Origin of the sequence: Bacillus silvicola (genome assembly GCF_050524305.1) — a bacterium.
GTDB lineage: Bacteria > Bacillota > Bacilli > Bacillales > Bacillaceae_G > Bacillus_A > Bacillus_A cereus_AT.
On record NZ_JBNGVC010000013.1, the window covers coordinates 766,172 to 781,273 of the forward strand.

The window sequence follows — 15,102 nt, forward strand, 5'->3', positions numbered from 1 at the left end:
TCTCCTTCCCCCTACTTTTTTATTATCGATTTTAGCTATTATTACCATACTTTACAATCTTTTTATAGAGGGTAACGTAAAAAAGCTCCTTATAAATATATAAAGAACTTTATTAATATACAATATGAATTAGAAAATCCATATAAAATTTTCACATAGAGATTTCCTCAAAATATGTTGGATTATGTATTGTAATTTTTTTATCCAGAATTGTAACAATACTATCGTTTTTTAATTGTTTTAATACGCCGCTAACCGTCTCTCGAGACGTACCAGATATTTTTGATATTTCAATTGTTGTAAGTGGGCATGAAATTACAATCGTTTCGCCACTCTGTTCTCCTAAATCTTGCATTAAATAATTTAATGTTTGAATGACCCGATCTTGTGCATTAGGAATCGTAATATTTTGCACTCGATTTTCGTTTAGTTTTAATATTGATGATAATTGCTGAACAACGTACATCAATTGCGTCTTACTAGATTTTACCATATCTTCAAAAATTACTGTCGGAATATAATATACCTCTACATCTGTCATCGCTTCTGCCGTATAATTATATCCTCTGTCTGTAAACATACCACCATAAGGAAAAATAGAATACCGCTTTACATAGTCATCATATAATAAATTTCCACTTTGATTTACCCGCTCTAACTTTACAAAACCATCTAACATGAAGTAAATTCTTTCTCTTGAATCCCCTTCTAAAAATAAAAATTGACCCTTTTTATAAGTTCGCCAATAGACAAACTCCGTTAAACCTTTCAATTTCTTTTCTGTTAAATGAGCAAATAATTCAAACTGCTTTAAATCTTTAACTACGTTCCGTCTATTCATAAGATTCCCTCTCTCTTGCTGTATGTTGGAGCGAAAAATCAAGAAAGCGTATTCAAATTAAATTTTATCATAACTAACTCATATATTCAGATTTCATCATGAAAACTTTATGAACAATGAGTACAAAAAATATTAATAAATAAAAAGAATGAAGTTACTAACTCCATTCTTTTTTTACTAATAAATAGCGTACATAATTATTTAAACATACATGCATACATTCTGTTTAGAAATAATAGTACCAGATTTTTCTTCTAGTGCTTCATATACTTTTTCTAAAGACGTAATAATTGTTTTTCTTTTTGGATTTGTATTAACAAAATTAATAGCAGCTTCAATTTTTGGAAGCATACTTCCCGCAGCAAATTGCTGTTCTTCCATGTATTCTTCTAATTGATTCACTGTGACATTCTCTAATTTCTTTTGATTCAGTTGATTATAATTTACATACACATGATCAACTGCAGTTAAAATTACGAGCGTATCGGCATCTACTAATTCAGCTAATTTCTGCGCAGCGAAATCTTTATCGATAACCGCTTCAGTTCCTTTTAATCCTTCTTCGGAATCAATTACTGGAATTCCACCGCCACCAACAGCTATCACTATATTTCCATCCTCAACTAAAGAATTAATTACTTTATGCTCATGAATACTTACAGGCTTCGGTGATGGAACAACACGTCTCCACCCTCTGCCAGCATCCTCTTTAAACACTGCTTTTGTTTCTTCCATTAATCTTCTTGCCTCTTCTTCTGTATAAAAAGGACCAATTGGTTTAGTTGGATTTTTAAATGCCTCATCTTTTTCATCCACGACAACGCGTGTTATAACCGTTGCTACATCTTTTTTTATATTCCGTTTTTTCAATGCCTTTTCAATCGCATTTTCCATCCAATATCCAATCATCCCTTGGCTCATTGCACCACAAGTATCTAATGGCATTGCAGGTGTTTTTTCCGTTTCTGCAGCTTTTTGCTGTAATAAAATATTCCCCACTTGTGGGCCATTTCCATGCGCAATTACTATATCTACATCATTTTCCATTATTTTCACAAGTTGTTCCGCTGTTTTTTCTAACGCTTCTTGCTGTGCTCCCGCAGTAGCTTTTCCAGACTGTATCGCATTTCCCCCTAGTGCAACTACAATTTTTCTTCGTGCCATATTTCAACCCTCCAATTGATTTCATTTTCACAGCGCTTTATAAAGTAATACTTCCTGTAATCAATCCATAAATGGCAAAGAATGCTAAAGCACCAATCGCTACCGACGATGCTAATTCCACTCGAGTAAATATTTGCTTCGAACTCTTTTGCTTTTGAACATTGTAGAAAATAAAAATACCTGGTGCATATAAAGTCATTGTTAGTAATAAATAATCTAAACCAGCTGCATAAACTAACCACACGCCATAAATACTTGCTATCAAACCAATTATTATATTTTTATTTCGATCTGCTTCTTCAGACTTTAAGCTATGCTTCAGTTGATAAAATGCTGAAAAAGCATATGGGATTAAAATAGCAGAGGATGCTAGAGAAAATGCAAAATTATAAGCTTGATCGGAAACAACGAATGTCAATAAGAACATTTGAATCAAACCATTTGTTATCCATAATGAATTTACGGGCGCCTTATTTTTATTTTCTTTTGCAAACCATTTTGGAAATACTCCGTCTTTAGCAGCTAAATACGGAATTTCAGAAGCAAGTAAAGTCCATCCTAACCAAGCACCTAATACAGATATGACTAAACCTAAATTAATAAAGATAGCACCCCATTTTCCAACAACGCTTTCAAATAAATAAGCCATAGCTGGACTTTTCAAATTAGCAATATCTGCTTGTTGCATAAGTCCAAGAGACAATAATGTAATTAAAATGTAAATGATGAGTGTACCAATTAAGCCAATAACCGTCGCTTTTCCTACATCACTTCTACTTTTTGCACGACTAGATAAAACAACAGCTCCTTCTACCCCAATGAACACCCACAGAGTTACAAGCATTGTACTTTTAACTTGACTGCCAACCGCCCCCCATGAAAAAGAACCAGCTTGTCCCCAAAATCCATCTAGGAACGTATCAATATGAAACGCAAAGATTCCTATAACAATAAATACAAATACAGGTACTAATTTTGCGATTGTAGTTACTAAATTCACAAGTGCTGCTGATTGAACTCCACGTAAAATTAACATGTGAACACACCATAATAATACGCTTGCACCAATAATTGATGCTACATTTTGACCGCCTTCAAAAATTGGGAAGAAATACCCTAATGAAGAAAACAATAATGTGCCGTAAGCTACATTACCAAGCCAAGCAGATAGCCAATATCCCCACGCACTATTAAACCCCATGAAATTACCAAATCCTGCTTTTGCATAACTAAAAATACCACCATCTAAATCTGGCCGTTTTACAGTTAGATTTTGAAAAGATAATCCAAGCGCAATCATTCCAATTCCTGTTATAATCCAACCAATAATAATCGCTCCGGCACCAGCACCTTTTGCCATATCACTTGCTAAATTAAATGCCCCACCACCGATCATAGAACCAACTACAAGAGCCGTTAAAGTAAACAATCCTAATTTCTTATCTTCACCCATTCCACTCACCTCTCTTTAATTGCAATAACAATACTAACGCAATAGTGAATGATAGTGCCTAAAGGAGGGGAAAGAAGAAAGGAAAATCCCCTTTCTTCTCTACTCCATGTTTCCTAAAGTAGCTGCCATAACAGCTTTAATTGTATGCATTCTATTTTCAGCCTGATCAAATACTTTTGAATGTTTACTGCGGAATACTTCGTCAGTTACCTCCATTTCTTTCAACCCATACTTTTCATAAACTTCCTCACCATACATCGTTTCAACATCATGGAATGCAGGTAAACAATGTAAGAAAATCATATTTTCATTTCCTGTTTCTTTAATCATTTGCATATTTACTTGATAAGGTTTCAATAACTCAACACGTTCAGCAAATTTTTCTTCTTCCCCCATAGATACCCATACATCTGTATAGATTACATCCGCACCCTCAACAGCTTCTTTAACATTACTTGTTACCATTACCCGTTCGTTATATTTTTTTGCTAAATCAATTACTTCCTGTTCTGGCCATAAAGATTCTGGTGTACAAATACGTACTTCCATTCCAATAATTGCTCCACCAACTAGTAAGCTATTAGCGACATTATTTCGTCCATCTCCAACATAAACAAGCTTTACATTTTTTAACTTTCCTACATGTTCTCTAATAGTTAATAAATCTGCGAGTGTTTGTGTTGGATGCCACATATCTGTTAAACCATTCCACACTGGCACACCAGAATTTTCTGCTAAAGATTCTACAGTTTCATGAGTAAATCCGCGGAACTCAATTCCGTCAAACATGCGCCCTAATACTTTTGCTGTATCTTCTACAGATTCTTTCTTCCCAAGCTGAATATCACCTTTCCCTAAATATTCAGGGTTTGCGCCTAAATCTGTACATGCTACTGTAAATGCACATCGTGTACGAGTTGAAGTTTTTTCAAATAAGAGCGCTACATTTTTTCCTTCTAAATAACGATGTGGGATACCATTTTTCTTTTTCTCTTTTAATTCTGCTGCTAAATCTAGAAAATATAATAATTCTTCTTGTGTAAAATCTTTTTCAGCTAGAAAACTTCTTCCTTTTAAATTAGGTCTAGTCGTTAACATAATTCATCCCTGCTTTCTCCGTTATTTATACTAAATATCTTTACGAACAATCGGCATACTCATGCAACGTGGACCCCCACGACCACGAGACAATTCCGAACTTAGCACCTCAATAACTTCTATACCATGTTCCCGTAATAAAGCATTGGATACATAGTTGCGATCATATGTAACAACTACTCCCGGCGCAATCGCTAATGTATTCGAGCCATCATTCCATTGTTCACGAGCAGAAGCAATTACATCTCCTCCTCCACAAGGGATAAGAACTAATTCACTTAAGCCTAATACCTCTTTTAATGCTTCCATTAAAGAAGTACGATGTGTAATTTTAAGAGTTTCTTCATCTGAGCCTTTTTCTAAAATATAAATATTCATATTTCCTTTCGGTCCTTGAATGGCCGGATGAATTGTAAATTTGTCATAATCGACCATTGTAAATACTGTATCTAAATGCATAAATGCTCGGCATTTTGGAATTTCTATTGCTAACACTTTCTTAATTTTATTTTGTCGACTAAAGAGATTTTTAGCTAAACGTTCAATTGCTTTAGCTGAAGTGCGGGCAGATACTCCAATTGCAATTGTTTCCTCATTTAAAATTAGCTCGTCGCCACCTTCAATTGGAAACTTATAATCACGATCTAGCCAAATTGGCACATTGTGATTTGCAAATCTTGGATGATATTTAATAATGTACTCCATGAACAATGATTCACGTCTACGTGCCGGTTCTCTCATCTTATTTATCGTTAAGCCATCACTCATGGCAGCTGCTGGATCACGAGTAAAATATAAATTAGGCATTGGGTCTAAGTAAAATGGATAGTGATCTTCCATTAACTCGTATAAATGTGTTTTCTTACTTGTTTCAATTTCGTTTTTCCGTACACCACCCATAATTTTTTGAATTAATTCTTCATTTGAAAAGGAAAGTAAATATTCTTTTAAAGTTTGATGTGCTACATTTACGTCAGCCTGTCCTTCTTGTAAAATACGATCAACAAATTCTTCTCGAAGTTTTTTATCTACTAACGCCTCAGCAGCTAGTTTTTCTAAATAAAGAACTTCAACACCCCGATTGCGTAAAGTTTGTGCAAAATAATCATGCTCTTTTTGAATAATTGGTAAGTATGGAATATCGTCAAATAATAATTGTTGCAAATAATCTGGCGTTAAGTTTTCCACTTCTTTACCAGGTCGTTTTAATAAAACCGTTTGTAATTCCCCAATTTCTGAAGTAACATGTATCGGATGCTTCATTTGTTGTACCTCCTTTTAAATATGTTTGATGTCTTACAAGTACATAATAAATGCTACACGCTTTTATCTTTGTGAAAGCATCCACATTATCATTGTGAAATATTAAACAAGTTATTTTTTTAAAATCATATGAATTTGTATTTTTATAACACTTCATCCCGATTTTTCAATAAAAAATACATATATTACGCATATATGTTGAATATTTAACTTCCGTATTTAAACAAAAATCCTGTTTTTAATTTTTATTAAAAACAGGATTTTGCATCTATATAAGTTGAATTAAAAGGTTACAGCTACTGTTTGTCGAAATATAATAAGTAACATATATTGACAAATGGAGCGGAGCAAAATGACACATGTACACCAAAACGAAAAAGAAAGCCTACTTGTAGCAATGAAAACGACTAAAACGAAACGAATGTATGAACGTTATCAAACGATCTATTTCTATGTACAAGGCTTTTCTATAAAAGAAATAATGAACATGATTGGTCGTTCTGAAAAAACAATCTATAATTATGTGAATGCTTACAAAGAAAAAGGATTGCATGGCTTACTCATGGGACAATCAACAGGAGCACCACGTAAATTAGCCCCTGAACAAGAACAGGAGTTAGTTCAAGTGATTGCATCTCATCTACCCGTTGATGTTGGATTTCCAGCTAAACATAATTGGACTTTATCCATTATCGCTTCTTTCATTAAAAGAGAATGGAACGTAAGTTACACACTTCGCGGGGTGTCTCGACTTTTACATGATTTAGGGCTTAGTTACACAAAACCGACGTATACATTAGCGAAAGCAGACCCGGTGAAACAACAAGAGTTTAGGGAAGTTACCTTCCCCGCCTATAAAAAAAAAACTTTTAAACGAGGAGATTGACCATCTTCTGTTTCAAGATGAGTCCATGATCCGCGATTACCAAGCACTGCAGCATACATGGTTTTTAAAAGGAAAACAACGCAGTATTCCTACTTATGGGAAACACCAAGGTGTTAAACTTATTGGTACACTTAATTATGAAACAGGTGAGTTAGTTTGTGTAGAAGAGGAGCGGTATGATGCCGAAGCATTTCTTCGTTTTCTTCAGCATGTACTTGAACTGTATCCCAACGGGAAAATAGCTCTTATTCTAGATAATGCGCGTATTCATCATGCGAAGCTCATCCAACCACTTTTAAGGAAACACTGTCATCGCTTAGAATTAGTGTTTTTACCTCCCTACAGTCCCGATTTAAATTTAATTGAAGGGGTATGGAAATGGCTCAAATCAGACATCATTCATAATGTTTTTTATTCATCGATTTATGAAATTCAAAAAAATGTACAGGCTTTTATTCAGGAATTAAATCGCACACCTGAAAAAGTGATCGATCGATTATGCATTCGATTGTAATCTTTTAATTCAACTTATATACATAATTAAATTTAACCTTTCTTCTAAAATCTCCCTATCTGATTTCGACTGAGAAATTATAAGGCATGTATCATTTCCACATATACATCCTATTTTTTCTTTCCAATCTAGCTCATCAAACAAAACACCAATAACATGTGCATTACCAGGTAATGTTTTAATAACCATTAATTGATCTACACAATCAATTTTTACAACAACCTCTCGTAATTTTTTCTTTAACTTTATATCGGTTTGTAAATGCTCTTCTGAGAAAAATTTATATATCATTAATCCTTCTTGAGAAGGTACCTTCGTTAAATTCAACTCACGAATATCTCGAGAAACTGTAGCTTGTGTTACTAATACATCTTTTTTTGCTAACAATTCTACTAATCTTTCTTGCTTCTCTATTTCATACTCCTTTACAAATTGTTTAATTAATCGTTGTCTTTTTTCTTTTTTCATAAAAGGCACCCCTTTTAATATTATAGCTCGCTATAATTTTCATCCGAAAGGGACAGAAAAGAATGTTGCGGAAACGTTCATAGTTTATCCTTTTTAACTGTAGATATTAAATCTAGCTAAAAAAAGAGAAGAACAGCATTCTGTTCTTCTCTTTTACATTGAAAACCGTTCAATTGTTTGTTTTAAATCCGCTAATTGCTTCTCTAAATCTTTTAATAATTGATCGATTGCTATCATATTTTTAGACTATTGCCCCATCACACGTGCCACTTCTTGTGAACCAGCTGACGTTTCTTCCGCAATTGCTGCTACAGCCTTTGTTTGTGCTCCTGTTTGATAAATGTGATTCACTTGTTCATTCATGTAACTACTAATTTGCTTAGTTGCATCGGCTACTTCCATAACACTTGATGACATTTCTTTTAAAATTAATTCTGTAGCTTCTCCGCGTTTTACCTCTTCTTTAGCTGTCTTCACCTGCTCTGTCATTTTCAATGCGACTTGCTGTATGCTGTACTTCATCTTGCATATTCCGTAATAACTGCGATATGTTTCTCGCAGAATGATCACTTTCATCAGCAAGTTTACCTACTTCTTCTGCTACAACCGCAAAACCCCTTCCATGCTCTCCTGCTCGAGCTACCTCAATAGAAGCGTTGAGTGCTAATAAATTTGTTTGGCTAGCAATCTCACTCACAACAGAAACGATGTGTTCAACTTGTTTCATTCGCCCTTCTAATTTCTGTACATTTTCCATCGAATCTTCATTTTCTCTCGCCAATGTTTGAATACCTTGAATTAAAGAAGTAAAGACACGTGTACTTTGACCTAAAGCTTGAACCATTTCTGAAGACAATCCGTCAGACCGCTTTGCTTTTTCTTCTACTTCACTCGCAATAGAAGTCGTTGTATCTAAAGTAGAAACAATGGCATGAATCGATGCTGCCGATTGCTCAGCGCCGGAAGAAATTTCTGCAAGTGTCTCAGATACACCTTGCGCTTGCTTCGTCACTTCTCCTGTTTGTTTTCTAATTTGCTGAACTTGATTATTTGTATACGGAAATGTAGTATCAATATTTTTTACCATACCTCTTACATTTCCTAGCATCCTATTAAATGAAACACTTAATGACTTAATTTCATCTTCCGTTTTTTGCAATGTGACATCTTCCCGAATATCACCCTCAGCCGCTTTCCTTGCAGCTTCTTCCAACTTCCGAAGTGGTTTAATTAAAAAGATCGCTGCTCCATATGCTAAAATTCCAGACCATACCTAATAACATAACGATAATATTATAAACAGTTAGACTTACATAAATTTAAAAATAATCATATATAACGTAAATAAAAAATAAGCTTGTTGAATATGTGATGAAAGCTAAAACTGTCGTAAATAGCATAAGCTGTATACGTAAATCAAAGGAAAATGTTTTCCTTTCTTTTTCCATCTCTTCTTTCCCCCTTATTTTAAGCAATATAAGTAATACCTATGTTATCCATATTTTCGCTATAGAAAGATATAAAAATTTTAAAAATCATAATTTCCTTGAATATCAAATTTCGCCAAAAAAATAAAGGATTCTGACAATTTATGACTAATAACAGAAATAAGGGGCAACATTTGTAAATATATTTTTGACTGGGGGGGTTGTATGATTCAAGTTCGAAATCTAGTAAAATCATTTGGTTCACTTGATGTTTTAAAAGGAATTGATTTAGAAGTAAAAGAAAAAGAAGTTGTTGTTTTAATCGGTGCCAGTGGTTCCGGCAAAAGTACATTACTTCGCTGTCTTAACTTTTTAGAAATGTACGATGAAGGTGAAATTCATTTACAAGGTGAACGAATTGATCCAAAGCATTCAAATTTAAACAAAGTCCGTGAAAATGTCGGTATGGTTTTTCAGCACTTTAACCTCTTTCCTCATATGACCTCACTAGAAAACATCATAGAAGCACCTATTCACGTAAAAAAATTGGAGACAGCAGACGCGAAGGATGTTGGTAATCAACTCCTACAAAAAGTCGGCCTACAAGATAAGGCGGATGTAACTCCTCACCTACTTTCAGGTGGTCAAAAACAACGCGTTGCGATTGCGCGAGCTCTTGCTATGAATCCTAAAATTATGCTATTTGATGAACCTACCTCAGCCTTAGACCCTGAACTCGTTGGAGAAGTATTGCAAGTTATGAAAGAACTTGCTGAAGAAGGAATGACAATGGTTATTGTTACTCATGAAATGAATTTCGCAAGAGATGTAGCTGATCGCGTCATCTTTATGGATGACGGGAAAATTGTAGAGGATGCTCCGCCAGCGCAATTCTTTTCAGCTCCATCACATGAACGAGCAAAGCAATTTTTACGTAACGTTTTATAATGTAACTTCTATTTCAAACGTAAAGAAATACATTCATACGGTGCACAACTAATTGTCCAAATAAAATATCTCGATAACATACTTAAAACCATCCGTATGATCAATATATAGGAGGGGTTTTATGAAAAGAAAACTATTAACCATTGTTGCGAGTATTACACTATGTACATCCTTCATACTAGGAGCCTGTAGTAAGGAAAGCTCGACTACTTCATCAAATGGTGAAAAGGAATTTCGTTATGCGATGAGTGGATTATACAAACCTTTTAACTATAAAGAAAATGACGGAAAACTTGCCGGATTTGATGTAGAAATAGGTGAGGCGCTCGCGAAAAAGATGGGAATGAAACCCGCTCCTATTACAAATCCATGGGAAACGCTAATTCAAGGTCTACAATCAAAAAAATATGATGTGATATTAGGAAGTATGGCTATTACAGAAGAACGATTAAAAGCTGTTAGTTTCTCAAACCCATATTATCGCTCTGGCGCCCAGATTTTCGTAGCTAAAAAGAATACATCTATCTCTTCTCCAGAAGATTTGAAAGGAAAGAAAATTGGTGTTGTAAAAGCTAGTACCTTTAAAACCCTTGTTGCCAAACATACAGATCAAATTACAGAATACGATAGTGATATTACCGCTCTTATGGACTTAGAGCCTGGGCGTGTTGACGCAGTAATCACTGATCAAATGGTTGGTCTTCGAATGATTAAAGAAGGTAAATCAAATATAAAAGAAGCTGGAAAACCATTAAATCTTGATGAAATGGGAATTGCTATTCGCAAAGATGATAAAGAAATGGTTGAGAAAGTAAATAAAGCTTTAGATGAAATCATTAAAGATGGTACGTACGAAAAAATTAGTAAAAAATGGTTTGGACGTAATATTCTTGGAGAAGAGGCAAAAACGAAGTAGGTTAACTATTCAAAGATTCCATAGATCATGCCCCACTTTTTATGTGGGGTATTTCATTCCCTACTAAAATCTATACACTATGAGGTGAAACGCATGTTTGAAATTTTTATCTCTACCTACCCCACACTCTTAAAAGCTACTATTGTCACATTACAATTAACATTAACTTCCCTAGTACTCGGTTCATTAATTGGATTACTATTTGCTTTCTTTCGAATCTCTAACAATAAAATTCTAAATAGTATCGCTCATGTCTACATCGCCATTATTCGTGGTACACCTTTAATTGTTCAAATCGCAATTCTCTATTTTGGTATTACATCTGTTGTTGTGTTCACCCCTTTTTGGGCAGGAGCAATTGCTTTAGCAATTCATAACGGTGCATATATTACCGAAATTTTCCGTGGATCCATTCAATCCGTTGACCGTGGACAATTAGAAGCTGCTCGCTCTTTAGGCATGCCTTACCCTTTAGCAATGCGCCGAATTATATTACCACAAGCATTTCGTCTATCTCTTCCTCCTCTAGGTAATCAATTTATTATTGGATTGAAAGATTCCTCACTTGTTGCTTACGTAGGAATGTCCGAATTATGGGGATCTAGTTTATCCATTGCTGCAGGTAACTTTCAACAATTAGATACTTATGTAATCGTTGGTTTATATTATCTCGTACTTGTTCTCCTATTTACTTACTTTGTTAACCTTTTAGAAAAACGATTACAGCGCAAAGAGACAAATTCTATCCAAGTCCATACAAAGAATAAAAAAGAAGTTTCTTTATAAAAAAAAGCAAGCCTGAGATGGCTTGCTTTTTCACTGCAAAATATATCAACTTTTACTGATTTACTTTTTTAACACTCTCTTTTTCCTCTATATGATCCTCACGATATGAAATATTATGAGGGTCCAATCCATTTCCTAAAGAACCATAGAAATGCTCCCTATGCGGATCAACTAATTCACTTCCTTGATAATACACACGTGGTGTATTCCAAAGTGCTCCCAATGCTTTTGTCATCGGCATTTCGTGATAACGTTCCGGCCACATTTCTTTAATTTTCTCTTTTACTAACGGATAGTATTTAGAACTCATAGCAGGAAACAGATGATGTTCCGTATGGTATGAGAAATTGAAATGCAAAACATCTACCCAGCGCGGCACTGTTACTGATAAACAGTTTGCTAAAGGATCATTTACTGGAACAATTGGATTTAAGCGGTGATTCGTTGCGATATATGCCATTACAATAAAGTTAGCAATTAACAACGGAATCACGTATGCAAATAACCACTTTGCAGGTCCCATAATAAACAATAAACTAATCCAAACTGTCCAAGGCAAAAGAAGTTGTAGCCATACAGATTTTTGATTGGATGACTTAAATTCCTTTATAAAATGAAAGAACATTCGAGTCGAATGTAACGTAAATTGAATTGTTAGTGACAGAAAACTAAAGAATGAACGTACATGAAGAGGCATGCGATATACCCAACTCAAAAACTTACTCTTTTTAAGTTTCTCAAGTGTTGGCCATGCATCTGGATCATTCTCTTCATGCTGTGTGTGAACATGATGCGTTGCATTATGCCACTTTCTCCAAAGTTTTGGACCAGTTGATAATGGCATAAATGCTATCGCACCTAAAAAATCACGCAGCCATGCCTTTCTTACAACTGTTCCGTGTAAAATTTCATGTCCTAAAAATCCAAGTGAAGCAAAACATAATCCAAGAACAATTGCAATTCCTAGATTTACCCACACATTCAATTCAAATACACCGATCGTTATTAAACCAGCCAATGCCACAAGTAAATAAGCCAGTCCACCAAATAAACGAGTAGGAACTGGTTTAAATGCTTTTTTCGGCAAATGTGGTGATACACGCGCTGCATACCACCCAAACGTATGAAGCTCCTTCATCCTTTTGCCCCTTTCTTATGCCGCGCCCTGCGCAAACTTGCATATATCAATTCTTGCTTCCAGATTGATTTTACTAGGTGATCAAAAAAGCATTTATTCATAAGGAAAATATACTCACTCTATCGTCACTTATTTTTCCGCTTTTATTATCAATGAAAAACATTTCTCTTTTTACTCTCTATCAACCTTTCCACATGATGAATCATAACAATAGAATTTCTATATTGTCAACAACTTTTATGACCTAGTAATAAAAGTTGGTTATATTTTTATAATCATACTTTATTTCACTAAAGAAAAAGTATAGATTTCATAAGGATTTATCCACTATATATATGCATCTTCTTAAACGCCATGGACTCTATCTTATTCAAAAACTCTCTATGTAATCAACAAACGGAATCACTTGAATTTAGTTTTCTATAAATCCCACTTCTTCATAATGCCCCATCAAAATAATTATATTAAAATAATTTTATCTTTCTTTTAATAAAATAGAACGCTACTAAAACAACATACATGAATTCCATATAAGATGGAAATATTAAAAGGAAAATTGTTCTAATTTAGGAGGTTTCACAAATGATAGATGACACGTTTCCGCAGTTACCATCATCCTATTGGATTGAATCTACTCAAATTCCTACTTTTCCTCATTTATCCGAAAATATAAAGACAGCAGTTGCTGTTATCGGTGCTGGTATTACAGGTATTACTACTGCCTATTTACTTGCAAAAGAAGGCATCGACGTTGTTTTAATTGATTCTGGTCTTATTTTAAATGGAACAACTGGGCATACAACAGCAAAAGTAACAGCACAACATGATCTTATTTACGACGAATTAATAAATCATTTCGGTGTGGAAAAAGCCAGGCTTTACTACGAATCAAATAATCACGCTCTACAATTCATAAATGACACTGTGCAAACATATAAAATCGACTGTAATTTTTCAAATGAAGATTCATACTTATATACAACTACTGATAACGGTTTAAGAAATTTATCGAAAGAATATGAAGCTTATCAAAAATTAAATATACCTTGTGACTATGTTCAATCTCTATCGATTCCTATTCCAGTACAATCTGCACTTGTAATGAAAAATCAAGCGCAATTCCATCCCCTCCTTTATTTGAAAACACTTTTAGAAAAGTTTGTGGAGATGGGTGGCAAAGTTTATGAACAAACAACAGCTATGGATGTGGAAAAAGGAGATTATCCACAAGTAATTACAAAGGAGGGGCATCGCATCACTTGTGAATATGTCGTCTCTTGTTCTCATTTTCCTTTTTATGATGCGAATAGCTTTTTCTTTACGAGAATGTACGCAGAACGCTCCTATGCTCTTGCAATAAAAGCAAAAACAGATTATCTAGGTGGTATGTATTTAAGTATTGATGATCCAAAACGCTCCTTACGCTATATAACAAACAATGGAGAAAAGTTGATTTTGATTGGCGGAGAGAGCCATAAAACGGGACAGGGAATAAATACGATGCTTCATTATGAAGCACTCTATTCTTTTGCTGAAGCAACTTTTGGAGTAGATGAAGTTCCCTATAGATGGTCAGCGCAAGATTTAATTACGCTAGATAAGCTCCCTTATATCGGACATATTAACGAAAGAAATCCAAATATATTTGTTGCAACTGGATATCGCAAATGGGGAATGACAACAGGAACTGCTGCAGCTCATTTACTGAAGGATTCCATTCTAAAAATCCACAGCCCATATAAAGAGCTGTTTGCACCCTCACGCTTTCATGCAAATCCAGATATAAAAACATTCCTTTCTCAAAACATTGATGTTGCTAAACATTTAATTGAAGGGAAAATTGAAACCGCATTACGTAAACCAGAAGATCTTGAAGTTGGTGAGGGATCTGTTGTACATGTCAACGGCAAACGAGCAGGTGCCTATAAAGATAAAGAAGGAAAATTACATATCGTCGACACGACTTGTACACACCTCGGCTGTGAAGTTGAATGGAATAATGGTGATTGTACTTGGGATTGCCCTTGCCACGGTTCTCGTTTTTCAATTGATGGCGACGTTATGGAAGGGCCAGCAGATCAACCATTAAAACGAGTTGATAACGAGTAAAAAAACAAAGAAGTTCAACAAGAATCCTGTTGAACTTCTTTGTTTTTCATGACACCTTTTCATATAAATTTCGACACAAGCAGGGGAATAT

General features: G+C 34.6%; 11 protein-coding genes and 2 pseudogenes. 5 read left to right on the forward strand and 8 right to left on the reverse strand.

All coding sequences use genetic code 11. The features are described from left to right. Positions 1-151 precede the first annotated feature (151 nt). The 5 genes from ACP6L7_RS26010 to arcA all read right to left on the reverse strand — a co-directional run bounded on the left by ACP6L7_RS26010 (position 152) and on the right by arcA (position 5,819). Complete coding sequence (locus ACP6L7_RS26010) at positions 152-841, reverse strand: Crp/Fnr family transcriptional regulator (protein ID WP_097828956.1); 690 nt, start codon at positions 839-841, stop codon at positions 152-154. 201 nt (positions 842-1,042) lie between these two features. Further along, a complete protein-coding gene (gene arcC, locus ACP6L7_RS26015) occupies positions 1,043-2,005 on the reverse strand; it encodes a carbamate kinase (protein WP_097828957.1) in 963 nt (320 codons plus the stop codon). Positions 2,006-2,042: 37 nt separating this feature from the next. Continuing rightward, positions 2,043-3,458, reverse strand: a complete 1,416-nt coding sequence (arcD, locus tag ACP6L7_RS26020) for an arginine-ornithine antiporter (RefSeq protein WP_097828958.1) — start codon at positions 3,456-3,458, stop codon at positions 2,043-2,045. Between the two features lie 99 nt (positions 3,459-3,557). After that, on the reverse strand, positions 3,558-4,556 hold the full coding sequence (gene argF / locus ACP6L7_RS26025; protein WP_098361704.1) for an ornithine carbamoyltransferase: 999 nt from the start codon (positions 4,554-4,556) through the stop codon (positions 3,558-3,560). A gap of 30 nt (positions 4,557-4,586) precedes the next feature. Further along, entirely contained in the window at positions 4,587-5,819 is a 1,233-nt protein-coding gene (arcA, locus tag ACP6L7_RS26030; protein WP_071772383.1) for an arginine deiminase, read from the reverse strand. Between the two features lie 352 nt (positions 5,820-6,171). Between arcA and ACP6L7_RS26035 the strand changes: the two are divergent. Beyond that, positions 6,172-7,219: pseudogene (locus ACP6L7_RS26035) on the forward strand (IS630 family transposase). 9 nt (positions 7,220-7,228) lie between these two features. On the opposite strand, the gene argR reads toward ACP6L7_RS26035, so the two are convergent. Continuing rightward, a complete protein-coding gene (argR, locus tag ACP6L7_RS26040; RefSeq protein WP_430529487.1) occupies positions 7,229-7,687 on the reverse strand; it encodes an arginine repressor in 459 nt (152 codons plus the stop codon). A 153-nt stretch (positions 7,688-7,840) separates the two neighbouring features. After that, positions 7,841-9,135 (reverse strand): annotated as a pseudogene (locus ACP6L7_RS26045) (methyl-accepting chemotaxis protein). A gap of 204 nt (positions 9,136-9,339) precedes the next feature. Here ACP6L7_RS26045 and ACP6L7_RS26050 point away from each other — a divergent pair. From ACP6L7_RS26050 to ACP6L7_RS26060, 3 genes are all read left to right on the forward strand, one after another. Further along, positions 9,340-10,062 carry an amino acid ABC transporter ATP-binding protein gene (locus tag ACP6L7_RS26050; protein WP_000616929.1) on the forward strand — a complete coding sequence of 241 codons (723 nt, stop codon included), beginning with the start codon at positions 9,340-9,342 and terminating at the stop codon, positions 10,060-10,062. A gap of 121 nt (positions 10,063-10,183) precedes the next feature. Continuing rightward, positions 10,184-10,978, forward strand: coding sequence for an ABC transporter substrate-binding protein (locus ACP6L7_RS26055; RefSeq protein ID WP_097828960.1), 795 nt, complete (start codon positions 10,184-10,186; stop codon positions 10,976-10,978). A 93-nt stretch (positions 10,979-11,071) separates the two neighbouring features. Continuing rightward, positions 11,072-11,764 (forward strand): amino acid ABC transporter permease, encoded by a 693-nt coding sequence (locus ACP6L7_RS26060; RefSeq protein WP_097828961.1) that lies wholly within the window; start codon positions 11,072-11,074, stop codon positions 11,762-11,764. A 52-nt stretch (positions 11,765-11,816) separates the two neighbouring features. Here ACP6L7_RS26060 and desB read toward each other — a convergent pair whose 3' ends face one another. Further along, positions 11,817-12,902, reverse strand: a complete 1,086-nt coding sequence (desB, locus tag ACP6L7_RS26065) for a Delta(10) desaturase DesB (RefSeq protein WP_097828962.1) — start codon at positions 12,900-12,902, stop codon at positions 11,817-11,819. 582 nt (positions 12,903-13,484) lie between these two features. Here desB and ACP6L7_RS26070 point away from each other — a divergent pair. Beyond that, complete coding sequence (locus ACP6L7_RS26070) at positions 13,485-15,011, forward strand: FAD-dependent oxidoreductase (protein WP_097828963.1); 1,527 nt, start codon at positions 13,485-13,487, stop codon at positions 15,009-15,011. The last annotated feature ends 91 nt before the right edge of the window (positions 15,012-15,102 follow it).

Excerpts from the sequence above, each read along its gene's own strand:
- arcD (WP_097828958.1), bottom strand. The coding sequence starts at position 3,458 with ATGGGTGAAGATAAGAAATTAGGATTGTTTACTTTAACGGCTCTTGTA.
- argR (WP_430529487.1), bottom strand. The coding sequence starts at position 7,687 with ATGAAAAAAGAAAAAAGACAACGATTAATTAAACAATTTGTAAAGGAG.
- argF (WP_098361704.1), bottom strand. The coding sequence starts at position 4,556 with ATGTTAACGACTAGACCTAATTTAAAAGGAAGAAGTTTTCTAGCTGAA.
- ACP6L7_RS26060 (WP_097828961.1), top strand. The coding sequence starts at position 11,072 with ATGTTTGAAATTTTTATCTCTACCTACCCCACACTCTTAAAAGCTACT.
- desB (WP_097828962.1), bottom strand. The coding sequence starts at position 12,902 with ATGAAGGAGCTTCATACGTTTGGGTGGTATGCAGCGCGTGTATCACCA.
- arcA (WP_071772383.1), bottom strand. The coding sequence starts at position 5,819 with ATGAAGCATCCGATACATGTTACTTCAGAAATTGGGGAATTACAAACG.
- ACP6L7_RS26010 (WP_097828956.1), bottom strand. The coding sequence starts at position 841 with ATGAATAGACGGAACGTAGTTAAAGATTTAAAGCAGTTTGAATTATTT.
- ACP6L7_RS26050 (WP_000616929.1), top strand. The coding sequence starts at position 9,340 with ATGATTCAAGTTCGAAATCTAGTAAAATCATTTGGTTCACTTGATGTT.
- arcC (WP_097828957.1), bottom strand. The coding sequence starts at position 2,005 with ATGGCACGAAGAAAAATTGTAGTTGCACTAGGGGGAAATGCGATACAG.
- ACP6L7_RS26070 (WP_097828963.1), top strand. The coding sequence starts at position 13,485 with ATGATAGATGACACGTTTCCGCAGTTACCATCATCCTATTGGATTGAA.
- ACP6L7_RS26055 (WP_097828960.1), top strand. The coding sequence starts at position 10,184 with ATGAAAAGAAAACTATTAACCATTGTTGCGAGTATTACACTATGTACA.